This is a genomic window from Maribacter sp. (genome assembly GCF_049667165.1).
Lineage (GTDB): Bacteria > Bacteroidota > Bacteroidia > Flavobacteriales > Flavobacteriaceae > Maribacter_A.
Map to the genome: position 1 here is coordinate 1 of NZ_JBATHS010000095.1, position 25,386 is coordinate 25,386.

The window sequence follows — 25,386 nt, forward strand, 5'->3', positions numbered from 1 at the left end:
CTATGCCTAACTTTCTTTGACATTTCCAACAATTGCGGCCGTAAGACCTCCGTACTTTCCTTTACATCAAATGCACAAACAATTCCACACATATTAAAATATTTATATCAATTTAGAGGCAAATATGCCTTAAACCTATTAAATAAAAAACTTATATAACAATATTAGTATTATTTTATAATCATATATACCTTATTAACTACATATCATAACTTAATTCAATGATATTTGTAAATTACCGGTCATTCTGTAAGTTGGGATAATTTTAACGACTTTTTATGTTCCTATACATGGATTACTAATTAGATTTGAAAACTAAAAAAACAAACACTATTATGAAAAAATTAGCCACATTTACCCTTTTAATGCTTGCCTTGGTATGCACCAACCATGTTTCTGCCCAAAAGTTCAGCGGTTTGGACAAAAGCCCAATGGACTTGACTGCTTTTCCTTCAAGTTATAAAGTTGCCGACAAAGCCGTTCGGGTTACTTACAGTCGACCCCAGTTAAAAGGTCGTGCTGTTTCGGAACTGGCCCCTGCCGGTGAGGTATGGAGAACGGGTGCCAATGAAGCTGCTGAAATCATTTTTTACAAAGACGCCAATGTTGGTGGCACCGATGTCAAAGCAGGTACCTATTCGTTGTTCACAATCCCAGGTGAAGGGGAATGGACCGTTATCCTTAACAGCAATCTAAATCAATGGGGTGCTTATTCTTATGATAAGAATGGCGATGTTGCCAGTGTACAGGCAACCACTAGTTCTGACAGCGAGTCCTTGGACGCCTTCTCAATGACCTTTGAAGAGGTTGAAGGTGGTGCCAATTTGGTGATGGGCTGGGGCACGGTCAGGGTTACTTTGCCCATTATGATGTAAAGGCATCACTAGTAGTGACTGAAACCATAAAAAAACCGAAGCGTTGCGCTTCGGTTTTTTTATGCTCAATAGACCCGATTTCCATTGATGTACGTCTGTTCAACCTTAATATCAGGGACTTTGGTAATTGGAATTTCCATCAGATTGTCACTATACACGGTAAAATCGGCGACTTTACCTACTTCGATACTCCCTTTTTCATCTTCCTCAAAATTGGAATAGGCGGCCCATATGGTCATGCCTTTCAAGGTCTCTTCCCGTGTCAATGCATCTTTCATCTGATAACCACCTTCAGGATAATCATTAAGATCCTTTCGGCCAACTGCTGCATAAAAAGTCAGGAACGGACTCACCTGCTCTACTGGAAAATCGGTTCCCAAGGCAATCGTTCCTGCTTTCTGCAATAACGTTTTATAAGCATAAGCCCCTTTTTCGCGTTCCTTCCCGATTCTGTCCCCAGCCCAATACATATCGCTCGTAGCATGGGTAGGTTGCACCGAAGGAATTATCCCATCTTTGAAATAATCAAAATCATCTGGAGAGATAATCTGGGCGTGTTCCACCTTCCAACGCCTATCCTTCTTGCCCTGCAAGGCTTTTTTATACGCTCGTAAAATCACTACATTGGCAGAATCGCCAATGGCGTGGGTATTCATTTGAAATTCGGTTGCTGCAATACGATCAGCCAAGGCTTCAAGATCGGTTACCGGCGTAACCATAGCCCCATAATGGCCGGGCTTATCCGAATAGGGTTCACGCATGGCAGCCCCTCGGGAGCCTAAAGCCCCATCACCATAGACTTTAATGGAACACACATTCAAGCGTTCGGTCTTATAGGGGTCTTTTGATAAATAATAATCCAATTCACTTTGGGTTGCGCTGACCATGGCATACACCCGAATGGATAAATCCCCAGTTTGCTGAAGACTATCGATCAGTTCAATGGTCGATCGGCCCAAGCCTGCATCATTCACGGTGGTCAATCCATATTCCAAACAGATCTTTTCAGCATCTTTCAATGCTTGGATTTGTGCTGTCCTATCCATGGAAGGAATTACTGCATAGACCATACCCATGGGGTTATCGATCAATATACCGGTCAATTTTCCATCTTTCTTTACGATTTCACCACCATCGACCTTGGTATCCATATCAATACCAGCCCTATCCAATGCTTTTTGGTTGACCAAGAGTGCGTGCCCATCGATTCGGATTAAAGCTACCGGAGTATCCGGGAATAAGGCGTCCAATGCTTCCTTGGTTGGAAATTCTTTCACCTCCCAATCGTTTTGATCCCAACCCCTCCCTAGGATAAAGTCCTTTGGATTTTGCTCTTGGAACTCCTTGACTTTTAACAGGATTTCATCATAACCCTTCGTGCCCACTAAATCAACTACTTGTTGGTTTTGGCCCAATCCGTAAAAATGGCAATGGGCATCTATAAGCCCGGGGGTGATGGTCTTACCCTCTGCGTTTAAAACAGTATCCGATGCATATTTTTGCTGAATTTCATCCGTAGTCCCAGTGGCAACAAACTTACCCCCATGAATCGCAAAGGCTTCGATTGTGGAGAAATCCCCATCTACGGTATACGTATTCGAATTGATTACGATTAAATCAACGTTCTCCTTTTTTTGGCCACAGCCAATACTCAGCAATAGTAGTATCAAATAAAACTTTTTCATTTTTTGTTCAATTTAGCCACGGGAAACTATTTGCCCACAATGGATTTTAAAAATAGGAATTTTCTTGATAGGTCACTCATACAGTGCCCAAACGATATGAAAAATCCGAGGCTGCCCAAAGACACCCCCGGATTCATCTGCTTGAATGGGCACTACTTAAAATTTCTCCACCTGTCGCTTACCTTCAATGAAAAAGGTACCATCATAGGACGTACTTTTGCCTGAAATTACATCTCCATCCACTGTCAACTCAACCGCAATGGTTTGCCCTTCAATAAAAACATTGAATTTAATGGAATTCCCGACCACCTCAACATCCTCACCTGCTAATTCCCCATTGGTCAATTTTACTATTACCGTATACGTATCGCTAGGTTTGTCAATTAGAATGACCCCTGTACTATATTCAATGGGTACGTTTTCAACGGTATAGACATAGGCGCCGATTAATGCTTCGTTGACTACCGTAACATCCGTCTTTAATGTTTCAATAGTCCCATTGGCCCATGTATTTGACACGCTGAATACTACTAAGGCGATCATTGCACATTGTAATTTTTTGAAAACTGCATTCATTTTATCATTAGTTAGGTTATACTTTTTGAACATCGCTGTAAATTTAACAAATAACGCCTATGGACATATCCATATCAGGCATGAATTTCATCAACCCTTATTTATTTCTTGGTTTTGATGGTTTTTGCACTTTCACCCTGACATAGATCAACTTATTGCGCCCTCGGGAATCTTCCCTTCGGTCCAATTCAAAATTGGGAATCGACCCGATTAAAGGTGTTAATTTTTGAAAGCCATAATTACGGGAATCAAAATTGGGATGCCTTTTTTGAAGCAGGCTACCTACATCACCCAAAAACGCCCAGCCATCATCATCGGCCACATCCTCAATAGTGGAAGCAATTAGTCGAACATCCTTTGGGGTAACCTTGTCTATATTACTTTTCGGTGCATCCTTACTTGGCGTGGATCCCGGCGTTTCCTCGGTCTGGTCCTTTAAAATCTCAATATAGATAAATCGGTCGCATGCCACGATAAAGGGCTTTGGGGTTTTCTTTTCCCCCATACCAATCACTTGCATACCGGCTTCACGAAGTCGTGTCGCCAAGCGCGTAAAATCGCTATCACTGCTTACGATACAAAACCCATTCACCTTGCCGGAGTACAAAATATCCATGGCATCGATGATCATGGCCGAATCCGTAGCGTTCTTGCCCGAGGTATACCCATATTGCTGTATGGGCGTAATGGCATTTTCCAAGAGTACATTCTTCCATTTACCCAAACGTGGGTTGGTCCAATCGCCATAAATACGCTTTATGGTCGGATTACCGTATTTGGCAATTTCCTCCATCATTTCCTTTATATAGGCCGATGGGATATTGTCACCATCTATCAATACTGCTATATTTACATCCATTGGTTGTATTTTTTAATTTTTATTATTAAATGATTTGTCGGGATATGCCGGTGGTTGTGGCACTTCCCTTGGATCTTTTGCAATCAATTTTTGCAAATGTGCAATCGCAGTATCCAACTGCGCGTCTTTCCCCTTAAACGTAGCATGTGGTAAATTATCAACCACGATATCGGGTTCAAAACCATGCCCCTCGATAAGCCATTTACCATCAGGGCCGTATACCCCCATCATAGGGGCCCTGGCGAGACCGCCATCACTTAATGTGTTCGCCCCGCTCAACCATATTTCCCCTCCCCAGGTTCGTGTACCTATGGCCGTACCTAAATTCAGCTTTTTAAAGCCATCGGCAAATGCTTCCCCATCAGAGGCCGTATTGCCGTCAACAAGAATAACGATATGCCCCCTAAAGGCATATTGCATGTTCCAGAAGGGCTTACCTGACCTTGATTTCCAATACATCCAAGCCTTACGCAGTAATTTCTCCAGAATAAAACTTTCAATACTTCCCCCCCTATTATGCCGAACATCGATAATCAATCCTGGCCGGTCAAAGACAGGATAAAACTCCTTATACCATTGATTCAGGTCCCTACTCCCCATAGCTTGTAAATGCACGTATCCTACCTTATTTTCGGTTGTTTCTTCAACGGTCCTTCGACGTGAATATTCCCAATCGCGATAACGCAAACTGTAGGTGCTCCCTATGGGTTCAACAATGATATTCTTTAACAGGGTTCCCCGTTTTAGCTGTAACCTAACCTGCTTACCTTCTTGATTTCGGATCAATTCTCCCACATCCAACGCGGATAAAGCCGGTCTGCCATTTACGCTGGTAATGATGTCACCCTGCCTAACATCCAAATAAGGATTATCCAAAGGCGATTTCTCATCGGGGTAATCGGGATCGGCTTTGTAGATATAATCGATGCGAAAGCCCCCTTGGGCCTCATCCCTTACCATTCTGGCCCCTAAATCGGCAACAGGAATGCTTTGTTCATCCTTCCGCAGGTCACCACCCCGTACACTGGTATGTAAAGCAGCCAACTCGCCCACAAATCGACCGATTAAATCGGATAGTTCACTCCTAGTGGTGATGCGATCGATCAACGCGAAATACTTGTCGTGCATGGCCTTCCAATGTACCCCATGCATATTCTTGTCATAAAAATAATCGCGTTCCATGCGCCAGGCATCGGTAAAGATCTGTTTCCAATCTTCTTGGGGTGTAAGTCTAAACTTCCACCCGCTTAAATCTATTTTGTGCTTATTGAGATCACTGACCTTATCGGCACCGGCATCAACCATATAAAAATCATTCTTTTGCCGGACCAATACTTTCTTGGCATCCCCTGTTAAACTGAAACTACGGACATCTTCGACCATTGTTTTTAGCTTTTCATCCTCATTGCCAATTTTCAGGACCCCTAAATGTGTCTTGGCTTCTACCCCGGTTTCGCGGGTCATGACATAGATGGCCTTTTTAGTCACTTCCAATCCACGATAGTTGCCTGGTTTTAACGGCACTTCCTGGATCCGTTCGATGATGCCCTCCTTATCGACTTGTACAATGACTTTATCGTCCCCTTTTTCCTTTGCATCATCTTCCTTTTTATCATCTTCCTCGGTACTGGGAACCAACTCATCATCTGGTTTAAATGGAGATCTGGTTCCTTTTTGTAACGCAATATGGTATAATTTCTCACTGGAATCAAAATAGGGTTCCGGTTGCCTTGGTCCCCAAGGGCTTCCTACAAGGGTTGTGAAACTTCTATCCGACAGAAAATAAATGAACTTGCCATCTGGGCTCCAAGCCGGATAGTTACTATTGGCCCTATCTGTGGTTATCGGAAAGGAGGTTCCTGAGGCCAAACCAAATAAATAAAGCTGTGCCATGGTATTATCGGCCACCTGTACAAATGCGATCCATTTACTGTCAGGAGACCATGAAAACGCATTGATTCCTTCCTCGTTGGTCGATATTATTTTACTTGCCCCCGATGCGATATCAACCAGGTACATATGGCCTTTTAAATCATCATAGGCCAACCATTTACCGTCTGGAGAGGGTTTTCCCTCGTACCGCAACACTTCCCCGTCATGGGTTATCGCAGAAGGGGATCCCACGCCGTTACTCGGCATACTTACGAACTCAAATTCACCACTTTCATCGGAAAGGGTATATAGCTGTTTCCCGTCAGGGGAAAAAACGGCATCCCTGAACCTAACATCCTTCTGATCTGTGAATGCGACCTGTCGACCAGATTTCACGGGGACCACGAATACCCTACCCCTTGCAGTGATTACCACGCGTTCCCCTTTATTGTCGGGGTTGATGGCTGTAATATATTCCGATGGATTATCCACCCATTTTTCCCTCAATTGATCCAAGTCGGATGCAAGGCGTATCTCTATTTTTTTCTTCGTACCGTCATTAATGTTCAAGTGCCATATATCAGCGCCCAACTGATACACGATATTCCCCTTGTGAAGATTGGCATAGCGCACGTCGAAACCGGTATGATCGGTATGTTGTTTTAGGTCATTCCCATTTTCATCAATAGACCAAATATTCATTATCCCGTCGCGATCGGTGATAAAATATACCCGTCCATTATACCACATGGGGTGGTGGCTTTCCCCAGCGTACCCTTTGGTAAGTTGAATGGCTTCATCAGCTCCTGAGGTAAATTTCCAAATTTGTCGGGCCGTACCCCCTTTATAACGTTTGGTCACATTGCCGTGATAGGAAGGTCTTACAAAAAATACAGTAGTACCAGCGGCATCAAATGAGGCTTCACTTGCCTGACTCAAGGGAATTCGTTCTTTGGATTTGGACTTCATATCTATGGTCACCAACTGACGGTCCGGTAAGGTGGCATAGGCCCTGGTGTCATAAACAACTTTTCCATCAGGCGTCCACCCATTGGTTATGGACAAGTCACTCTCATAGGTCCAGCGAACCGGGAGTCCTCCGGTTATCGGCATGGTATAAATCTCGGTAGGCCCTTCGTAACTTGCGGAAAATGCGATGGTATTTCCATCGGGCGATAGTGCAGGATATTGTTCTTCCTCCGCATGGGTAGTCAACTTACGGGCCAACCCCCCGGTCAAGGGAACCGTATAAATATCCCCCTCGGCTGAAAAGACGACGGTATTGCCATGTACATCAGGATATTGATAGTAGCCTTCAAAACCTTGGGATTTTAGGTTCTGGAGGACCAGAAACCAAACTACAAAAATGTTCAAAAGATTGGCAACACTAAATTTCAATATCATATTTCCTGTTTTTGGTTGGGTTTATATGGGTTGTATCGGAATCCATATTTCTTCTTCGGAATCCGGGTCATTGTTCTTGTATTTTTTGCCCAAGACCTCAAAATGGGGCCTTTCATCCAAACGGTACCCCGAAATGGGCAACCAACTTGTATATATGTATTCAAAAATACGTTTGTCCGCACTGGAACCTTTATAATCAAAGACGGCATATAGTCCTCCAGCCAAAACAAAGGTTTCGAAATCTTCAGGCATCCCTTTAAAATCAGTCACTTCCACTGCTGCCCATTTCACGAATTCAAGATTGGGATTGAAGCTGTCAAAATAGGTGTTCGGATATCGCTGTAAGGCTATTTTATCTTCATTGCTCCTATTGGATATCCTATTGACCAAAGGTATGAAGCCATTCCATAATTCCCCAGTTTTATCATTCAAAAGTGACATTCCCATGCATTTGCCCACCAACTTTTTTTCTTTTAAAACCGTGATTCTAGGAGTCACCATAATATCCTTATTCCTTGAACAATGCCATCGTATAATCGAACAATTCAATTCCTCCGGTCTTCCCATGCCCTGGAATCACAATCTCGGTTTGCTGATATTCATCCTTCAATTTTAAAACGGTATTCGACCATTCACTTACATTGGCATCGTTAAGATTACCCTTGCCGGCACCCTGGGTCTTTATCAAACACCCTCCAAACATCACCTTTTCACTGGGAAAATACCCAATGATGTTATCCTCGGTATGCCCAGGACCCCAAAATGCACCAATGACCTTTTTACGGCCAACCTTAAGTTCCAATCGGGATTCGAATCCATTTTGCGGTAGGGCGATAGCTTCCTTTTTTGCCAAATCAATGGTGCGGTTCAAGGCGTATGAAGGAATATGATGGGTATGAAAAGTGTCCAATCCGCCCAAACAATCCTCATGAAAATGGGTTGCTATGACCGCCTTGATCTTGAACCCGTTCTGATTTTGGATCCAATCAATCAATTCGGCCGATGCCACACGATCTGTAGGGGTATCAAATATTATTGCTTCGTTATGATCCATAACGATCATGCCATTGCAGGGTACCTTACCATACTTTTCAGTATTCAAATAGGAGGTATGAATGAAGGTATGCCCTGTTGCCCTTGTAATCACAAGATTCCCAGATTCATGGGGCAGATTCACCCAATGGGTTGTTTTACAACCCAGTAATAACCAAAAAAACAGTATAACAACCCTTTTATTACCCATTATCATTTAAAGTATCAATACCCTGCGGCTTGTCCGTCTTTACGACTTTCAGAAGCACCATGATAGACCTTGTTTTCCTTATCCCACAGTATGGCTTGGTAACCCCCGTATATACCGCGGCCAAAGCTAACCTTATGTTTCCTATCCATAAGTCCTCTGACGGTTTCATATGGAATTCCTGATTCCAGTCTAATTTCGCCCGTACCCTCTTTAGGAAAACCTGTTGGGGTTGAAGTACCAACGTGGTCCCAGCGTGGGGCATCGCCAGCCTCTTGCAGATTCATTCCGAAATCTACCAAATTCATTACTATTTGGGTATGCCCCTGTGGTTGAAAATCACCTCCCATGACCCCAAAACTTACAAAAGGCGCACCATCCTTTGTTATAAAAGCAGGAATGATGGTATGAAAAGGTCGCTTGCCAGGCTCATAGGTATTGGCCTGACCACTTTTTAAACTAAAGAGCTCCCCCCGATCTTGAAGCATAAAACCCAATTTTGGCGGTACCATTCCAGAGCCCATTCCGCGATAATTGCTCTGTATCAACGAGATCATATTTCCTTCTTTGTCGGCCACAGTCAAATAAATTGTTTCACCTGCGCTGATCTCGCCAGCTACATAGGAAGAAGCGTTATCGCCTATAAGCCTTCTTCTTTCGTCGGCATATTCATCTGCCAATAATTCTTTGACAGGAACCTTGGCAAAATCCATATCAGCATAATACCGGGCCCTATCCTCAAAAGCTAATTTTTTCGCTTCAGTAAACAGGTGCAGGTGCTCTGCACTACCAAATTCGATTTTTGAAAAGTCAAAACCTTCTAAAATTTGAAGCATTTGAAGGGCAGCTATTCCTTGACCGTTTGGAGGTAGCTCCCAAACATCATATCCCCGATAATTGATAGAAACGGGTTCTACCCATTCCGATTTATGGTCTGCCAAGTCTTTTTCAGATAAAAACCCTCCTTTTTCCTGGATAAAAGCAGCAATTGTCTTGGCGACCTCCCCTGTATAAAAAGCATCACGCCCTCCTTTGGCAATTTTTCGATACGTATTTGCCAAATACGGATTTTTATATATTTCCCCTTCGCTAGGCAATTTACCATCATTCTGATCTACATAGGTCTCCTTAATATTCGTAAAGCCCCTCGCCTGGAAACTTGTAACGCTTTGCATATACCATGCGATCAGTTCAGTCAATGGAAATCCATTTTCGGCATAGGAAATAGCGGGTGCCAATATTTCATCCATTTGTTTTGAACCAAATTTCTTGTGTAATTCAAACCATCCATCGACTGCCCCAGGTACACTAACAGGAAGTGGCCCATGGGAAGGTATTTTTTCCATCCCCTGTTTCTTGAAATACTCGAGGGTAAGTGTTTTAGGCGACCTGCCACTAGCATTGAGTCCGTACAATTTTTTGGTCTTGGCATCCCAAACTATAGCGAATAGGTCTCCCCCGATACCACTGCCCGTTGGCTCCATTAATCCTAGGGCCGCATTTGCGGCTATTGCAGCATCGATCGCATTTCCTCCGTTTTTCAGAATATCTAGACCTATTTGGGTGGCTAAAGGGTGACTTGTGGCCACCATACCATTTTGCGCCAGCACTTCAGAACGTGTTGCATAAGTAGCTCCCGTAACCCGATCTTGGCCAAAAGTCCAATTTAGGCTTAGACTTATCATAAATACGGCTAAAATAGATACTTTCATAAGCATGAATTTTTTAATTGATTATAAGCGATACATTGTAAATAGGTAAAAACATACCCACAAATTTGGAGTAGGGCAATTTAGAGAATAATTAGATAAAAGACCACAAAAAAAGCCCTGACATTTTTGTCAGGGCCTCTGTCTTAAAAAATTAAAAAGTATCTATTAAATAACTTTTACGTTTACCGCATTTAATCCTTTATTACCTTCTTGTAGATCAAATTCAACTTCATCGCCTTCACGAATTTCGTCTACTAATCCAGATACGTGTACAAAATGATCTTTGTCAACGCCTTCTTCAGTTATAAAACCAAATCCTTTGGCATTATTGAAGAACTTTACTGTTCCTTTATTCATTGTTAAAATTTAAAATTAATTACTTATCGTAGGGCAAATATAGTGCCATTATTTTTAACAGCGTTATTTTAACACTCTAAAGTGCTATAAATAAATAAATTATGCTTGTTATAATCAAGAAATCAGCGCCAACCATGATAGAAAACTATTTGGGAATGAGCGCTTTCAATGAGCCCATCAGGATAAAAGTCAAGTATGCGACCCCTATATAGCCCACCACCCTGTACGAATCAAACGCAGTGTAGCATAAACTGAAGACTGAAGGCGCCAAGGCACTGGCCAACACAATCAAGCCCATGACCTTCCCTGTTATAGATCCTAGATGGTTACGCCCATAGAATCGGGGCCAGGCGATGGCATTCAGTACCGCAAAAAAACCGCCCATGATCCCGAAACCGGCAACTAATAAGGGAATGCCAAAAGGATAGGACAGCATCAGAAAACCAATGGATGCCAACATCCCACCAAAAATCATCAGATACAAATACAATTTTAGTGAAAGATAATCGCTCAGATAATTAAAAATGGTCGAAATGGTAACTGCCACTACCGAACCTGGTAAAAAAATGGCAATGGCGTCTGACTTGGGATACCCTTCGCTTGCAAAAATAGAGACCACATGAAATGTAAGCCCCGTAATAAAGAAACTATTGAAGGCCAGTATTAATGCATACATCCAAAAAGCACGTGTACCTTTTGCTTCTTTTAAGGTGTACTGTTTTTTTGCGACCCCAACATCCTTCTTTATTTTCATCGTGTCATCGGCACCATCGGGCACTAGACCATGATCTTCAGGCCTGTTCTTATAAAACTGGAAGATAAGTACGCTAAATACCAAAAGCCCAAGGGCCAATAAGCGCCACGCCCCTTCCCACCGATACTCTTCGATCAAAAAGTTGATCCATAGGGGTGATGATGAAAAACCAAAGGAAATGGCAATACTACTAACAGCATTCACCTTGCCCCTATTTCTATCGAACCAGATCATGATCATATTCCTCGAGGCCATTGTCAAAACCCCTTGGCCGGAAAAACGGATCAAAAAGAAAAGCAGTGTTATTATAGTGAAGGGAACCATCCAAGAATCCAAACGCAACATGTTTTTCACAAAGTGGCTCATTTCCAAAGACCATGCACTAAGAAATAAGGCCATGGCCAAGGTGAGGGCTGCAAAGAAAGCCGTATAACGCGCACCGTATTTATCAAACCAAATGCCAGCCCTGCCGATGAACAAGGAACTGATTATCGTCCCAATCATATAGGCGTTACTGAATTGATTCCTGGAAAGTCCCAAGGCATCCTTTACGGGATCTGTAAACAGGGACACACCAATAGTTTGACCCGGAATGCTGAAATAAATGCCCAAAGAACCTACAATTAGAATGACATAGCCATAAAAAAAGGGACTTCTGGAAGGGTTGATGATTGAAAACCGATTGGGATTGGACATACTTAATTCCTAAAAAGCTAAAGTACATATTTACAAGTAGTGGTTTTGCACCATCGTCAGGAAAAACGAAGTATCCCTTTTGATGGAGAATAGGAATTATTGTTAAACTTGAGTAAGTTTGAAGGAGCAACCTATTACCCTAAAAATGAAAAAACGTCCTTTCTTCAAGACACTCTCTTTTATCTTATTCCTAATTGGCGCCCTTACAGTGATCCAAGCGCAAAATCAACCACGGGAGTATTATCAATTGAAAACGTACACCCTGGCAAATGCAAGCCAAGAGGCCCTTATGGATTCGTACCTAAAAGACGCTTATTTACCAGCCCTTAAGCGAATAGGAATTGATCATGTGGGCGTATTTAAAATACATCCTGATGCGTATAGGCTATCCAATATGATTTTTGTTTTGATTCCCTTTTCCACGCTTGATGAATTTCAAAGTATTGATATTAGGTTGGCAAATGATAAAACTTATAACCAGGCGGGTAAAGACTATATACAAGCGTCGTATGACCAACCTCCTTATCAACGTTTGAATACGGTATTTATGACGGCCTTTGAGGATATGCCGAAACTGCACCCTTGCAAAGTGACAGGTCCGAGAGAAGAACGCATCTATGAATTGAGAAGTTATGAGTCTCCCACTGAAGCCATATTCAATAATAAAGTGGACATGTTCAATGCCGGGGGCGAAGTCGCACTTTTTGATGCCTTGGGATTCAATGCCGTTTTTTATGCCGAAGTCATTGCTGGGGACAAAATGCCCAATTTAATGTACATGACCACTTTCGCCAACAAGAAAAGTAGGGATGCACATTGGAAGGCATTCGGGGATGCCCCCGAATGGAAGGCACTCTCATCAATGCCCAAATACCAAAACAATGTATCACACATTGACCAATACTTCCTGTATCCAACGGCGTATTCGGATTATTAACGACTTTGATCGCATTGCTTACTAGTTGGACTTTGTTATGGTTTTTGAAATCACGAATTCAACCCTTCTATTCTGTTTTCTACCGTCTTCGGAGGCATTGCTGGTAATAGGTTGGGAACCGCCATGGCCCTCCCATAAAATACGTTTTTTTGGAAGGCCCAATACCGTTAAATAATCAGCAACGGCCTTTGCCCGTGATTTTGACAAGGCCAGATTGTAATCATCGGCACCAACGGAATCGGTATGGCCCTTTATTTCGATGGTGAGGGTTGAATCTTTCTTTAAAACGCGATACACATGCTGTATTTCCGCTTTGGCCTCCGCCAGGATATCAGAACGATCAAATTCAAAAAACACGCTCTTGAAAACATGGTTTTTATCCAATACCATATTCCCTTCCTCCAAAGCAGAGTCGATACTACGCGGTTTTTCAGCAAAATCAGTGGGTTCGGCAGATTCCAATAACACCATATCGATATAGTAATACGCCCCTTGCTTGGCATTGCGTTTGGTCTTGAACAATCTGGTACGCTTATTATTCTTAAAATTGCCGAAAATAAAAAACCGCTCTGTACCCTTGGCCACAAATTGTGACTGGATCAAAATCCAATCCTTGGTATCCTTAATAAAATTTGGATAGCCTATTTCCATATAATGATATTCATTATCGGTGGCTTTGTACAAATGCATTTTTGAAAGTTCCTTGCGAATGGAAAAATCCAATTCGTTGCTTGCAAAAAGGAGCCCGAATTCCTTAATTGCAAAATCGGAACGTTCCGCTAGGCTTACATAAAATGAAATGCTATACTTTTTCCCTTTTACCAAAGGCTGTGACAATGCGGTCTGAATGTATTCCCGATAATCGTCAGGGGCATATAGATACAGCCCCGCATAGCCCACCCCGAAATCCGCGGGTTGTGACCCATTGAAATTTTCGGGGGTACCCATCGCAGTGCTACACCCATTGAAATAATCGGTTGAACCCTTTGTTGGGGTCGACCAACTTTCTACATCCTCGCTAAAATTGCCCAATTGTTCGGGACAGTGGACGAAGGCCTCAAAGCTCGGATTTCTGATGAGATTCTGTGACCACACTGTGGAAACGCCTATTAGGCACATTATCAAATGGATATGTTTTTGGAGGGAATTCAAGACGATGCATGATGCTTTTGACCTCTCTAATGTAGTGATTTATGGGGTATTTTCATGTGCAAGGACTGACGTAAGTACCCATCGCCCTCCTCAAAACCAAACCCATCATGATTGCGTGGTTCTCGAAGCCACCCTAGATGCCCATACGACCATCCCAAACCGCTTTGTCGTTAAAAATCAAATTTATAGGTAGCCCCACCCAGCAACTGAAAGCCCTGAACGGGAAAATTAGCCCATTTTTGATAGCTATTATTGGACAGATTCGCCCCTTTCAGGAAAATGGACAATTGGTCGTTAACCCGATAGCCTACATGGGCATTGGCATCAAAATAGCTGTCCAAGGTGATCAAGGTAGCGTCAGTTAGCCCAGGGGTCGGCGTTTGAACAACGGTGTTTGAAAAATCCTCACGCTCCCCGATATAAAATAGATTCACCCCCATATACCATTGTTCATCGATTTGGTAATCCATGAAAAGAGATCCTCTCAGGTTGGGCAAGTTCCAAGCGGGGTTATTTGTTTCGGTATCATAATCATAGACCTCGGCATTCACGCCCAAGGTAAAATTGCGATTTATATCCACATTCAATTCCCCAAACAATCCCAATGTTTTTATATCATCGTAGAACACCTCAAAGGAGTTGCCATAATAATACCCTTTTTCATCATTCCTGAAATCATTCTGGGGGTTAAGGTTGAACAAAGGCCTTCGATTTTCCGCGGTATACGACCCTTTGATATTGTAGCTTAAATTAGGCAATAATTGACCTTTAAAACCTATATAGGCATCATATTGGGCATCGGTGGGCAGTATATCCAATGTTGGGGAGACGTAAGGATTCTCGGCAACAAAGCCATAGTACGAATTTTGCCGTAACTCCCCTTTGATCCCGCCATAGGCAATGACCGTTTCATCCATCAACCGATAGGATGCTGCCACGGCAGGATAGATGTAAAAATTATTTTCACTGTTCTCCATGTCCATCCCATACACAATGTTCACGCCCAAATCAAGGGTGAGGTCATCCCTAAGCATGCGCAATGTGGGGTTGATCCCGACCTGAAAATTGCTATAGTCGATACCCCCGTCATTGGTGGGACTATTCACATCGGCATTGGCAAAACTACCTCCGACATAATCCATATGGATATTGATTCCGAAGAATTCCTCTTCCAAGGGAAATTCGAATCCTGTCTTGAAAATCGCCCTATTTTCGCCTGATTCGACGGCATCCCAAAATCGTCTATAGGTGAGGTTGGCATTTTTAAAGTAGGCTTCCTCTACATTGATATGGGCCCCTATCTCGCCCATAAAATAATTCTGGCGCTCATCGATGGTATTTATTGTTGCTAGGTCATAAGCGCCTTCAGGCAGGCCGTACCAATTGTACAATTGATGCTGTAAGCCAATATCGGCGCCCCAATTCATATCCCTGTCCCTTTTGGAGTACGAGGCGTCAACCGTGGTATTGGCATATTTGCTTTCCAAATCAACCCCATCGATATCCGCTCTTGAAGAGTTATGGTTAAGACCCAAATCCAAGCGTTCGTCCCTATTGATCGCCCTACTCGTATAAAACTTGGCCATGGCATTGCCAGGGTTTCCCAAGCCAGCCGTAGCATAGGAGTTGTACAATGCCGGCGGCGGCAACTTTTTAACGGTGGAAGCCTTCCCCTTGGCCGGGGTAAAGGTCGAAGCTACCGGTACCGAGAAAATACTGTATTCGATCTTCTTTTTCTGAAGGACGATGGAATCATTCAGGTTGGGCATCGACTTGATTTTAAAGGCATCGGAAATGGTTGGCGAATAAGCTTTTGTCACGGTTACCGTTTCGGTTCCGATATCATCTTTCTCATCTTGGGCCAGTACTAGTTGTGAAAATCCGAAAATGACAACTAGAAGGTATATATGCTTTGACATAATGTGTTCTTTATCGGGATATTAATTTCCGTCAGGATTAACAGATGAATTACGTTGGGCCTCCTTGGCCTTGATGATGGCCAATTCGCCTTTCGCCTCGGCAACGAGCTCTGGGTATTGGCTGAAGTTGGTACTGACACTTTCGAGGATATAGGTCGCTTGATACGCATCGCCCAAGACATAAAAGTTCTTGGCCATAAGTATCAACCCTTTACCACCCCATTGCTTATAACTGGAATAATCCTTGGCCAATTTTTGTACCGATGTATTCGATGCCTCATTTTGCCCAGCCTGGTTTTTGAAATACGCATCGTAATAGAGGGCTTCTGCCGCGGTTTCACCACTGGCGATCTTCAATACTTCCGCATAGGCGGTTTCTGCCCGATTCATATCATTGGTCTGAATGGCCGAACGGGCGATCATTATTTGGGCATCACTTTTTATACGATTATCTATAGTGGGCGTCGCCAGCACTTTTTCGGCATAGGCTATGGTCTGCCCGTAATTTCCCTGTTCGTAATAACCCTTCATTAAATTGGATTGGGCGAATGTCCTGTTCTGTTGTATATCGGCCTGTTCCTCCAATCGTTCCAGATAGGGCAGGGCCGTCGTATAATCGTTATTTCCGATATAGATCTCACACACCCGCGTCAATGCCTGTTCTGCATATTCACTTGCACCAAGATCGGCCACATATTTAAAATAGGGCAATGCCTTATCTTTCTGGCTCTTGGCAAAATACAACTGTGCTAAATTAAAATTGGCCTTAACCGCATGCAATCCATTAGGGAATTGTTTTAAATAACTTTCATAGCCCTTAATGGCGGCATTGGTATTTCCTTCCATACTCTGCTTGTCGGCAGATTCAAAACTGGCATTGTCGAGTTCCGTATCGGTGACTTCAACAAAATCGAGATCACGCACCCATGCTGCATATTCATTCACACGACCCAAATCAACATAGACCAATTTTGCCGTTGCCACAGCTTGAATGGCTTCCTGGGTATTCGGGAAATCCCTGACCACGGTCTTGAATTTTTCCAAGGCCTTTTCATTTCTATTCGCATTGTAATGTACCAATCCCTGACGGAGCATGGCCTGGGGCACCAAAGAACTTCCCCTGTAGCCTTCTATAAGCCGGTCATAAGTCATCAAGCCCTTGTTTTCCTGACCGGCCGTGATGTAGGAATTACCCAATTCAAAAAGGGCATCATCCTTTAACGTTGATTCTGGGTATCTAGCGACGAATTTATCCAACTCCTCGATCTTCGAATCACTTTTGTCAATAAACCCATAGCTCAATGCTTTTTGAAAGGCCGCATAATCCTTTTCTGGGCCAGATAATGCCAGCGCCTTGTTATAGGTTTCTATGGCAGGCCAATACTTGCTGGTCACGAAATAACTATCGCCCAATCGCAGATAGGCATCATTCAATTTATCTTGATCCGAGGTCCCTGATTTGGTGAAACCATCAAAATTGCTGATGGCATTGCCATAGTCCCTAACCTTGAAATAGGCATACCCCAAATTGTAATCCACATCATTATATTCGGCAGTGCCCCTCGCACTTGAATTCTTTTTGAAATCGATATAATTGGCCAAGGCCTCCTCGAAACGGTTCAACATATATAAGGCCTCAGCATTCCAATAACTTGCCCTGGCCTTAAAGAGTGCATCTTCGGCATTGGATAAGGATTTGGTGAAGTTTTCATGGGCACCTGCATAATCACTATCGATAAACAATTCTACCCCCCGGTAAAAGGCCACTTTTTGATACGTGGCCTTACTGGCATAGTTTCGGTTCTTTTCGAGCAATGTCATGGCTCCCTCAAAATTCTTTGATGTGATATACGAATCTACCAACAAACCCTGCATTTCCTGGGCATGGCCATCATTGGGGTATTTTTCCAAATAACTCGAAATAACTTGGGGAACGGGTTCATACGCATTCCCTATCTCATAGCTCAATCGGGCATAGTTCAGATAGGCATCTTTTTGGATGTCTGGCGAGAAATCCATTTGGGAAGCATTTCGAAAGGCATTCAAAGCTTCTTGTTTCTTATCTAAATTCAGATAACATTCGGCCAAATGGTAATAGGCATTCTGGGAAACGCTGTTCGTACCCCCGATGATCTTATTGAATTGTTGAATGGCATTGGCAAAATCACCCTGCTTATAAAAACAATACCCCAAAAGGTAATAATCCGTATTGCTCCATTTGCCCTTTTTACCTTTATAGGCCTCTAAATACGGTATGGCGTTCGCATATTGGCCAAGATTGAAATAGCTCTCCCCGATGATCTTGTTCAATTCGGAAACCTCATTTCTATCTGATTTAGGCAATTGCTTTTTGGCCACCGCTATCGCTTCCTCGAACTTCCCAAGTTTAAAATTCATGTCCGCTTGGTAGTACGACAGTTTTTCATCCAACAATTCGGGGTCCGTAATCTGGTCAAAGCGTTCATTGGCCCCCTCATAGTCGTCTTGTTGATAGGCAATGTACCCTAGATAATACTTCGCTTGGGAGCCATAAACCGGCGAATTGACCACCTTGCCCAGATAGCTTTCGGCCTCTTTGCCCTTTCCGGAGGAAAACAGCGAATAGCCATAGTTGAAATTAAACTTGTCCATCTCCTTAGATGACATGGCACTTTGATCCACCTTATTATACCATTTCAAGGCATAGGGATATTTTCCTGTTTCAAAGTAATAATCGGCCACATCGGAATAGGCAGCGTTACGTTTGGTGGATGTTGGGTGATTTTCCACAAAATCCTCCATAAGGCGATCAGCTCCCAATTGGTTTAAACGCACCGCGGCATTGGCCGAATAATAGGCACTATTGGCCGCAGTCTCATCGTCCTTGGTCGCCAATTTGACCTTTTCGAAAATAGTCTGCGCAGCTTGGTATTGCTCATTATTGAACAATGCCAAGGCATCTTGGTAATCTTTCTGATCGTGGGTATAGATTTTGGTTTCCTGGGCCGTTCCCAACCAAAGCATTCCTGTGAAAATAGGAATAAAAACGGTTATTCTTTTCAGCATAGTGTTCTAACTATTTTTAAAAATTCCGTACTCGTATTTAAAATCGCCTTCAAGAAATCCCGCCGGAGCGGCATTCGTATAAAGGGCTACTTTCGTAGTTAAAAACAATAACGGCAAATATTGTACCTAAGTATATTCGCAACATAAAAATGTAACGAGAACAAAGTAAAATATTTTAGGTGGGCTGCCTTTGATTTCATGTAGAACTTATTACTTTTATATCAACATTAAGAATATGTCAGAATCTATTTTAGAATTGAAGGATGTCGCGGTTTTCCAAAAGGAAAGCTTGGTGTTGAATGAAGTGAGTCTGGACATAAAAAAGGGAGAGTTCGTCTACTTGATCGGCAAGACCGGCAGTGGTAAGAGCAGCTTTATGAAAACCCTTTATGGGGATTTGCCCTTACAACAAGGCGAAGGCAATATCGTGGGGTTCGACCTTAAAACCCTTAAGGAAAAAGACATCCCGTACCTACGGCGTAAGTTGGGGATTGTCTTTCAGGATTTTAAACTATTGCCCGACCGCAACATCAACAATAACCTCTTATTTGTACTTAAGGCCACAGGATGGAAAGACCCGGCTGAAATGAACACTCAAATTGTTGACGTGCTCACCAAAGTGGGCATGAAGACCAAGGGCTTTAAATTTCCGCATGAACTTTCTGGGGGGGAGCAACAGCGAATTGCCATAGCCCGCGCCCTTCTGAATGACCCTGAACTCATTTTGGCCGATGAGCCTACGGGAAACCTGGATCCACAGACCAGCGTCGAGGTCATGAAAGTACTTCAGGAAATCAATAAATCAGGCAGGACCATCCTTATGGCCACCCATGATTATGCATTGATCTTAAAATACCCATCCAAGACCTTGAAATGCGACGGCAGCAAAGTGTTCGAGGTTGTTCAAAAAGCGGTATAAACCCGCTTGTTTAGCATGTCTACATGGGCGCTTACCATACGAATCACCTACCTTCGAATGTATGTTCCATCTGGGTTGGTGCTAGTATAACTTTATACTTTCGAACCTATGCCGATATGCTTCAAAATCCTCAAAAGATTCAAGCATTTCCATACTTTCATTTTGTTCCACCCAATGCCTTAATCGATCTGTTCCGTTGATGATATCGATGGGCAGGTTCACATAATCATATTCGTAGGGTGGTTGCAACCACTTAAAATCCCCTTCCATAAGATAGAACAACTCCCGCATAAGCCATTGCCCAACACGCCAAGGCTCAAATTTCTTCTTGTCGGTAACATGAATTTGAAATCCTCCGCAGACCTGGTCCCGGTGTTTCTGAAATGTGGGTAAAAAAGTGATGGGTCGAAGGGCCACCCCTTCTAAGCCCGTCTTTTCCAAAGCTCGTTTCAAATGCCCCTCATAGAGCGCATAGGGCTCTATTTTCGGATGACCGACAATTTCCAAGGATTGTGTCGTTCCCCTACCCTCGCTTAACTGGGTTCCTTCGAACAACACCGTTGTGGGAAAAGTCAAGGCACTTTCGAACCTGGCCAGATTTGGCGAAGGCAACAACCAGGGTAATTTCGTGTCCTCAAAAAACATGGAACGGTCCCAATGCCGCATTTTTATTACCCTGTACTTTATGCTTTTTCCTGCCCAAAACCGCTGATGCATGTTGCCTAATTCTCCCAAGGTCATCCCATGGCGTACCGGAATAGGATGACGACCGATGAAAGAGGCATACTTGGGATCTAAAACATTGCCTTCCAAAGTAGTCCCGTTCAATGGATTTGGACGATCGAGCACGATAACCTCGATATCCTTATCCATACACTTTTCCAATAATAGGGTCAGTGTGTATATGTAGGTATACATACGACACCCAACATCCTGAAGGTCTACAAAAAAATGATCGATCCCGTCAAGCATGGCATCCGTAGGTACCCGGGTTTCCGAATAGAGGGAATACACCGGAATCTTGAAAAAAGGATGCTCAACATGCGCCGTTTCGATCATATTGTCCTGTGCATCGGTAGAAAACCCGTGCTGTGGACCAAAAAGCTTCACGAACCTTGTGCCGAAAAGTGTTTTGAACCTTAGGGCGGCATGCCCATAATGGGCATCGATGGAAGCATTATGACATAGCAAGGCCACATTCCCCTTGAATTCTTTCTGAAGCTGTGAATCGTTCATCAACACCTCCAATCCGGTAGCTATCTTCATCGTATATACATTGGTTTCGAACAAGACTCCTTCCCAAGATAAATCAGTTCGGGTGTCTGTACCGGTTCCTGCATTAAAACTACGAATATTATGGATTCAAGTGGGTGTTTTCAAGCGAACATACACACCCTTTTTCGCCGCTCTGACAACCATAAACGGTCCGAAAAGGACCAAAAATGAACCATTCCTACAGAAAACCTATGAATTCCCACAAAAAATCACCTTACCCACCTTCACATTCAATAACTTTAAGTAAACTACATAGTTATGCCCCAATTGGAATATACAGGATTTAAATATGCCAACTATCCTTTCGCACACCTCTATAAAGATGATAACGGTAGTAAAGGCGATAAGAAAATACATCAGATCATCTTTGGCGATTGGGTCGGTATTCTGAAACCAAAAAAAACCGATGGGGACTATATACTTGTACGGGTCAGAGGGGAAAACGGTTGGATGCATAAAGATGCCCTTCTCGACGAACGCGTGTTGGAAATTGTCTTTTTGGATGTGGGGCAAGGCGACGGCGCCCTGATCGTTACCCCTGATGATGAACATATCATCGTCGATGCAGGTTTTGGGGACAATATGTGGCGTTACTTAAAATGGAGGTATAGTGAATTCAAAACCGAATGGACCTTTAAATATGCGATAGCCAGTCATCCGGACCAAGACCATTACGGGGGGTATCATTATTTGGCGGGTGAACCGAATGTGTTTTTCAAGGACTTCGTACACAACGGCCTTCTTGAATATCAAGAAAATATAAAACCCTCCTATTTTGGGGATTCCATTAAAACCGACCGAACCTATTACACCGAACTTTTCGACAGCAAACAAAAGGTAACCGATTATCTGGCCCATGAGCCCCATTGGAAACATCCCTCAGGCAATGCGCAGTGGGATAAAGATTATGCCAAACTTCTAAAACGTATGCTCGATAACAACAAGATCATCGGGGATATAAAAATGGTCAGTGAAGCCGACCAATACCTTGAAGGTTTTGAAGTTCACAAGCCACTGAACATACAGATTCTAGGCCCGATCATCGAAACCATAAACGGTAAGCAGGCACTGCGCTCCCTAGGTGGTAAAGGCAAGACTAAAAACGGTCATTCGATCGTCTTTAAACTGAACTATAAGGATATCAACATTCTTCTAGGGGGGGACTTGAATATCAAGGCCGAGGAATTCCTACTGAAAAAGCATACCGGGCAAACGTTGGATTTCAATTCCGGTACCGAAGAAAATGAATTTATAGAAAATGCACGCAAGATATTCGAGGCTGACGTCTCCAAAGCCTGTCATCATGGTAGTGCCGATTTCACCAGTCTGTTCTTAAAATGCCTGAATTCAGTGGCCACCGTAATTTCGAGTGGGGACGAAGAACAACATTCCCACCCCAGACCAGATACCTTAGGGGCCATTGGCGTAAATGGGCGGGGCGAAAGGCCTCTGATATTCAGTACTGAACTGGCGCGTTCGCACCGTGAAAATGAAAATAAAGTGCTCAAGGAGATCAAAGAACTGGAAATACGTTTGGCAACAACCACATCCCCTACAAAAAAATTGAAACTCATTGACCAAATTCAGGAAAAGAACGATAAACTTAAGGAACGCAATGTCACCGTCTATGGATCTATAAATCTTCGCACTGATGGGGAACGCTGCATCATTGCCCAAAAATTGGAAAAGGGGGGCGGTAGCAAGGTTTGGGACATCTATAAATTGGAAAAAAACAATAACGGGCGCTTTAAGTACGTTCCTTAAGTAGTATGATACAAGAAAAAAAAGCCTCCGCCCCCAATCAAAAAGTAAGTCCGTTTATCGGACTTTTATTATTCGTTATTTCCATAGTCCTTGTGGTGCTGACCACCCCTTTGGGTTTTGTATATGGGTTATTCCATAACCTATTCGCTAAGGGGTTTTCGGGCCTCGGTGAATACCTATTACAGATTGCCATATCAATCGATCAATTGGGCAATGTGGTGATGCAGCATCTATTGAATATGCTTTGGATACAAAAAGGAGGCTATAGGTTTGGCAATCGGGATGAAACCATATCAAGCGTTATCGGTAAAAACAAACAGCTCAATACCTTGACGTGGTTTGGCAAGAATATGGACAGGATTCTTGAATTTATCGAGGCAGACCATTCTTTGAATTCCATTGATTATTACGTGCAACCCAGTGAATGATTTCCTTTTTTAAGGTTTTACAAACCTCACCCTACGCTTAGAAAAATCATCCCGCTTCGGAATAGCCCAACCCATATTTTTCCGAAGGATACAATATACCCTTCTTAAGCTCAAAAATATCTTTATAGGGGTCTGCCACCAGTTCTAGATGGCCATCAAGATCGGCATACTGGACATTCTGTCGGGACAAGGCGAAATGCAACCCCGCCGCAATACCCAAGCCACATTCATCGATACAGCCCACCATGGCTTCCAAATGAGCTGCTTTGGCAACCGAATTGATGTGCATGCCCACCATAATACCCCCTACTTTTTGAAGTTTGATATTCACCATATCAACCCGTTCATTCTGTGCCAAACGAAAGGCATCGGTCAGGGTTTTCAAGCTTTCGTCCGCCATTACGGGAATGGCGACCTGGTCCGTAACCAAGCCCAAACGTTCTTCAGCCTCAATTTTTGTGGGTTGTTCGAATATTTCAATGCCCAAAGCGCTCGTGGCATTTACAAAGGCAATGGACTGCTTTACGGAATACCCTTGATTGCCATCAAAACGCCATGTAACTTCAGGGAATCGCTCATGAAGCTTGATCATTTTTTCCACGTCATCCTCCAGGTTACCCCCCCCTTTGACCTTTAGTATCGAAAAACCCTGTTGTACATATTCCTGGGCATGTTTCAAGGTATCCTCCACACTTAATATACCAATGGTGATACTGGTCGCAATACTACTCCTGAATCCTCCCAAGAATTTATACAAAGGAACCTGGGCCTTTTTGGACACCAAATCAAACAAAGCCATATCGACCATGGCCAATGCGGACGATCGTTTTCCCAACAGCAATTTCAACTCCATCAAAACCAAGGCATACGTAAAAGGATCCTTACCGATCAAATAGGGTATAATCAGGGCATCTATGGCCTTCGCCACATCATCAGGATGCTCACCTGTCACAACCTGGTCAGGGGCAGCACAACCATAACCCACTAACTTGCCATCGGTTTCCAATTTCAAAATAAAGTTGGTGGTTTTTGAAATGGTCTCGTAAGCAATCGTATAGGGCACTGACAATTTTAAGTCCAAACGCTCAAAGGAAATATGGGTAATGCGCATCAATATCGTTTTTGATATAGATCTTTCAAGGGGGTATTCTTTATAGATTCTACAAAGCGTACCATATGGTGGATCATCAATTCCCACATTTTCTCGCCTTTTTCCGCCGTAGCCTTTGTCGCATCGCCCATGACCCCACTTTCCGATATTTTATGGGTATGTACATACCAGTTTACGCTTAAATCATTGTCAAAATCCAAATACGTACTGCCAAATTCCATGGTTTCGTTGACGGCCTTGTCCATTTGAACGCTATCTGGACGAATGGCCAAGGTAGTACTGGTCTCGATTTCCCCGGCATGTATATCGTTCGGCGTATCGATAAGTTTATTAAGGACCGAATCACTGGTTTCCCCCGTATCGACGCAAACGAAAATATTGGTGTCCCGTGTTATCATTTGGGCTGCATAACTCAAGGTGGGTGCATTATCACCGTGCCCATTAAGGATGATGATTTTCTTGACCCCATTTTTTGCCAAGCTCATTCCCAGATCATAAACAAATTTGGATAATGCGTCATTGGAAACACTTAAGGTACCTTTGAAATCATCATGATGAAAAGAAACACCGAAAGGAATAGTGGGCAATACCAATGGTTTTGGGTCCTGACAGGCCTCGGCCACTTTGTATGCCATATATTTGGCATCATAATAATCCACATCAACCGGTAAATGAGGTCCGTGTTGTTCAATGGCCCCACAAGGAAGGATAACCGTATCAACGGTTTTTAAATAGGCTTCGATTTCTGGCCAGGTAAATTCTTCCCATAGAAATCCCGACTTTTTTTTATGTTGTGTCTTCATCGT

Annotated in this window: 20 protein-coding genes; 5 read left to right on the forward strand and 15 right to left on the reverse strand. The window is 43.2% G+C overall.

The genetic code is table 11. The annotated features are described in order from the left end of the window. Positions 1 to 335: 335 nt before the first annotated feature. Complete coding sequence (locus tag WBM98_RS05240; protein ID WP_424364976.1) at positions 336 to 875, forward strand: DUF2911 domain-containing protein; 540 nt, start codon at positions 336 to 338, stop codon at positions 873 to 875. A 65-nt stretch (positions 876 to 940) separates the two neighbouring features. On the opposite strand, the gene WBM98_RS05245 is transcribed toward WBM98_RS05240, so the two are convergent. The 9 genes from WBM98_RS05245 to WBM98_RS05285 all read right to left on the reverse strand — a co-directional run bounded on the left by WBM98_RS05245 (position 941) and on the right by WBM98_RS05285 (position 12,030). After that, positions 941 to 2,560, reverse strand: coding sequence for an amidohydrolase (locus WBM98_RS05245; RefSeq protein ID WP_424364977.1), 1,620 nt, complete (start codon positions 2,558 to 2,560; stop codon positions 941 to 943). A 156-nt stretch (positions 2,561 to 2,716) separates the two neighbouring features. Beyond that, entirely contained in the window at positions 2,717 to 3,136 is a 420-nt protein-coding gene (locus WBM98_RS05250) for a hypothetical protein (RefSeq protein ID WP_424364978.1), read from the reverse strand. 97 nt (positions 3,137 to 3,233) lie between these two features. After that, positions 3,234 to 3,995: an NYN domain-containing protein gene (locus tag WBM98_RS05255; RefSeq protein ID WP_424364979.1), complete on the reverse strand. Its 762-nt coding sequence runs from the start codon at positions 3,993 to 3,995 to the stop codon at positions 3,234 to 3,236. Between the two features lie 12 nt (positions 3,996 to 4,007). Further along, positions 4,008 to 7,271 carry a S41 family peptidase gene (locus WBM98_RS05260; protein ID WP_424364980.1) on the reverse strand — a complete coding sequence of 1,088 codons (3,264 nt, stop codon included), beginning with the start codon at positions 7,269 to 7,271 and terminating at the stop codon, positions 4,008 to 4,010. Between the two features lie 21 nt (positions 7,272 to 7,292). After that, positions 7,293 to 7,772 (reverse strand): GyrI-like domain-containing protein, encoded by a 480-nt coding sequence (locus tag WBM98_RS05265; protein WP_424364981.1) that lies wholly within the window; start codon positions 7,770 to 7,772, stop codon positions 7,293 to 7,295. A 7-nt stretch (positions 7,773 to 7,779) separates the two neighbouring features. Then, the gene (gene bla, locus WBM98_RS05270; RefSeq protein WP_424364982.1) at positions 7,780 to 8,520 is read right to left on the reverse strand and encodes a subclass B1 metallo-beta-lactamase; all 741 of its coding nucleotides are present in this window, start codon (positions 8,518 to 8,520) and stop codon (positions 7,780 to 7,782) included. 8 nt (positions 8,521 to 8,528) lie between these two features. After that, positions 8,529 to 10,223 (reverse strand): gamma-glutamyltransferase, encoded by a 1,695-nt coding sequence (gene ggt, locus WBM98_RS05275; RefSeq protein WP_424364983.1) that lies wholly within the window; start codon positions 10,221 to 10,223, stop codon positions 8,529 to 8,531. 165 nt (positions 10,224 to 10,388) lie between these two features. After that, on the reverse strand, positions 10,389 to 10,580 hold the full coding sequence (locus WBM98_RS05280) for a cold-shock protein (protein WP_013305062.1): 192 nt from the start codon (positions 10,578 to 10,580) through the stop codon (positions 10,389 to 10,391). A 145-nt stretch (positions 10,581 to 10,725) separates the two neighbouring features. Continuing rightward, a complete protein-coding gene (locus tag WBM98_RS05285) occupies positions 10,726 to 12,030 on the reverse strand; it encodes an MFS transporter (protein WP_424364984.1) in 1,305 nt (434 codons plus the stop codon). Positions 12,031 to 12,175: 145 nt separating this feature from the next. Here WBM98_RS05285 and WBM98_RS05290 point away from each other — a divergent pair, with 145 nt between their 5' ends. Continuing rightward, positions 12,176 to 12,967: an NIPSNAP family protein gene (locus tag WBM98_RS05290; protein ID WP_424364985.1), complete on the forward strand. Its 792-nt coding sequence runs from the start codon at positions 12,176 to 12,178 to the stop codon at positions 12,965 to 12,967. A gap of 21 nt (positions 12,968 to 12,988) precedes the next feature. Here WBM98_RS05290 and WBM98_RS05295 read toward each other — a convergent pair whose 3' ends face one another. From WBM98_RS05295 to WBM98_RS05305, 3 genes are all read right to left on the reverse strand, one after another. Then, positions 12,989 to 14,086, reverse strand: coding sequence for an OmpA family protein (locus tag WBM98_RS05295; protein ID WP_424364986.1), 1,098 nt, complete (start codon positions 14,084 to 14,086; stop codon positions 12,989 to 12,991). Between the two features lie 203 nt (positions 14,087 to 14,289). Next, complete coding sequence (locus tag WBM98_RS05300; RefSeq protein ID WP_424364987.1) at positions 14,290 to 16,038, reverse strand: TonB-dependent receptor; 1,749 nt, start codon at positions 16,036 to 16,038, stop codon at positions 14,290 to 14,292. A 21-nt stretch (positions 16,039 to 16,059) separates the two neighbouring features. Next, on the reverse strand, positions 16,060 to 19,083 hold the full coding sequence (locus WBM98_RS05305) for a tetratricopeptide repeat protein (protein ID WP_424364988.1): 3,024 nt from the start codon (positions 19,081 to 19,083) through the stop codon (positions 16,060 to 16,062). A 235-nt stretch (positions 19,084 to 19,318) separates the two neighbouring features. Here WBM98_RS05305 and WBM98_RS05310 point away from each other — a divergent pair, with 235 nt between their 5' ends. Further along, on the forward strand, positions 19,319 to 20,002 hold the full coding sequence (locus WBM98_RS05310; protein ID WP_424364989.1) for a cell division ATP-binding protein FtsE: 684 nt from the start codon (positions 19,319 to 19,321) through the stop codon (positions 20,000 to 20,002). Between the two features lie 81 nt (positions 20,003 to 20,083). Here the strand turns inward: WBM98_RS05310 and WBM98_RS05315 are convergent, their stop codons facing one another. Next, the gene (locus tag WBM98_RS05315; protein ID WP_424364990.1) at positions 20,084 to 21,268 is read right to left on the reverse strand and encodes an exo-beta-N-acetylmuramidase NamZ family protein; all 1,185 of its coding nucleotides are present in this window, start codon (positions 21,266 to 21,268) and stop codon (positions 20,084 to 20,086) included. Positions 21,269 to 21,535: 267 nt separating this feature from the next. On the opposite strand from WBM98_RS05315, the gene WBM98_RS05320 reads away from it, so the two are divergent. After that, positions 21,536 to 23,041: a ComEC/Rec2 family competence protein gene (locus tag WBM98_RS05320; protein WP_424364992.1), complete on the forward strand. Its 1,506-nt coding sequence runs from the start codon at positions 21,536 to 21,538 to the stop codon at positions 23,039 to 23,041. 5 nt (positions 23,042 to 23,046) lie between these two features. Continuing rightward, positions 23,047 to 23,469, forward strand: coding sequence for a hypothetical protein (locus tag WBM98_RS05325; RefSeq protein WP_424364993.1), 423 nt, complete (start codon positions 23,047 to 23,049; stop codon positions 23,467 to 23,469). 46 nt (positions 23,470 to 23,515) lie between these two features. On the opposite strand, the gene WBM98_RS05330 is transcribed toward WBM98_RS05325, so the two are convergent. Together WBM98_RS05330 and WBM98_RS05335 are read right to left on the reverse strand one after the other, a co-directional pair. Beyond that, the gene (locus WBM98_RS05330) at positions 23,516 to 24,580 is read right to left on the reverse strand and encodes a mandelate racemase/muconate lactonizing enzyme family protein (protein WP_424364994.1); all 1,065 of its coding nucleotides are present in this window, start codon (positions 24,578 to 24,580) and stop codon (positions 23,516 to 23,518) included. Further along, positions 24,580 to 25,383, reverse strand: a complete 804-nt coding sequence (locus WBM98_RS05335) for a creatininase family protein (protein WP_424364996.1) — start codon at positions 25,381 to 25,383, stop codon at positions 24,580 to 24,582. Before WBM98_RS05335 ends, WBM98_RS05330 begins: the two co-directional genes overlap by 1 nt. Positions 25,384 to 25,386: the final 3 nt, after the last annotated feature.

Excerpts from the sequence above, each read along its gene's own strand:
- WBM98_RS05240 (WP_424364976.1), top strand. The coding sequence starts at position 336 with ATGAAAAAATTAGCCACATTTACCCTTTTAATGCTTGCCTTGGTATGC.
- WBM98_RS05245 (WP_424364977.1), bottom strand. The coding sequence starts at position 2,560 with ATGAAAAAGTTTTATTTGATACTACTATTGCTGAGTATTGGCTGTGGC.
- WBM98_RS05250 (WP_424364978.1), bottom strand. The coding sequence starts at position 3,136 with ATGAATGCAGTTTTCAAAAAATTACAATGTGCAATGATCGCCTTAGTA.
- WBM98_RS05255 (WP_424364979.1), bottom strand. The coding sequence starts at position 3,995 with ATGGATGTAAATATAGCAGTATTGATAGATGGTGACAATATCCCATCG.
- WBM98_RS05260 (WP_424364980.1), bottom strand. The coding sequence starts at position 7,271 with ATGATATTGAAATTTAGTGTTGCCAATCTTTTGAACATTTTTGTAGTT.
- WBM98_RS05265 (WP_424364981.1), bottom strand. The coding sequence starts at position 7,772 with ATGGTGACTCCTAGAATCACGGTTTTAAAAGAAAAAAAGTTGGTGGGC.
- bla (WP_424364982.1), bottom strand. The coding sequence starts at position 8,520 with ATGATAATGGGTAATAAAAGGGTTGTTATACTGTTTTTTTGGTTATTA.
- ggt (WP_424364983.1), bottom strand. The coding sequence starts at position 10,223 with ATGAAAGTATCTATTTTAGCCGTATTTATGATAAGTCTAAGCCTAAAT.
- WBM98_RS05280 (WP_013305062.1), bottom strand. The coding sequence starts at position 10,580 with ATGAATAAAGGAACAGTAAAGTTCTTCAATAATGCCAAAGGATTTGGT.
- WBM98_RS05285 (WP_424364984.1), bottom strand. The coding sequence starts at position 12,030 with ATGTCCAATCCCAATCGGTTTTCAATCATCAACCCTTCCAGAAGTCCC.
- WBM98_RS05290 (WP_424364985.1), top strand. The coding sequence starts at position 12,176 with ATGAAAAAACGTCCTTTCTTCAAGACACTCTCTTTTATCTTATTCCTA.
- WBM98_RS05295 (WP_424364986.1), bottom strand. The coding sequence starts at position 14,086 with ATGTGCCTAATAGGCGTTTCCACAGTGTGGTCACAGAATCTCATCAGA.
- WBM98_RS05300 (WP_424364987.1), bottom strand. The coding sequence starts at position 16,038 with ATGTCAAAGCATATATACCTTCTAGTTGTCATTTTCGGATTTTCACAA.
- WBM98_RS05305 (WP_424364988.1), bottom strand. The coding sequence starts at position 19,083 with ATGCTGAAAAGAATAACCGTTTTTATTCCTATTTTCACAGGAATGCTT.
- WBM98_RS05310 (WP_424364989.1), top strand. The coding sequence starts at position 19,319 with ATGTCAGAATCTATTTTAGAATTGAAGGATGTCGCGGTTTTCCAAAAG.
- WBM98_RS05315 (WP_424364990.1), bottom strand. The coding sequence starts at position 21,268 with ATGAAGATAGCTACCGGATTGGAGGTGTTGATGAACGATTCACAGCTT.
- WBM98_RS05320 (WP_424364992.1), top strand. The coding sequence starts at position 21,536 with ATGCCCCAATTGGAATATACAGGATTTAAATATGCCAACTATCCTTTC.
- WBM98_RS05325 (WP_424364993.1), top strand. The coding sequence starts at position 23,047 with ATGATACAAGAAAAAAAAGCCTCCGCCCCCAATCAAAAAGTAAGTCCG.
- WBM98_RS05330 (WP_424364994.1), bottom strand. The coding sequence starts at position 24,580 with ATGCGCATTACCCATATTTCCTTTGAGCGTTTGGACTTAAAATTGTCA.
- WBM98_RS05335 (WP_424364996.1), bottom strand. The coding sequence starts at position 25,383 with ATGAAGACACAACATAAAAAAAAGTCGGGATTTCTATGGGAAGAATTT.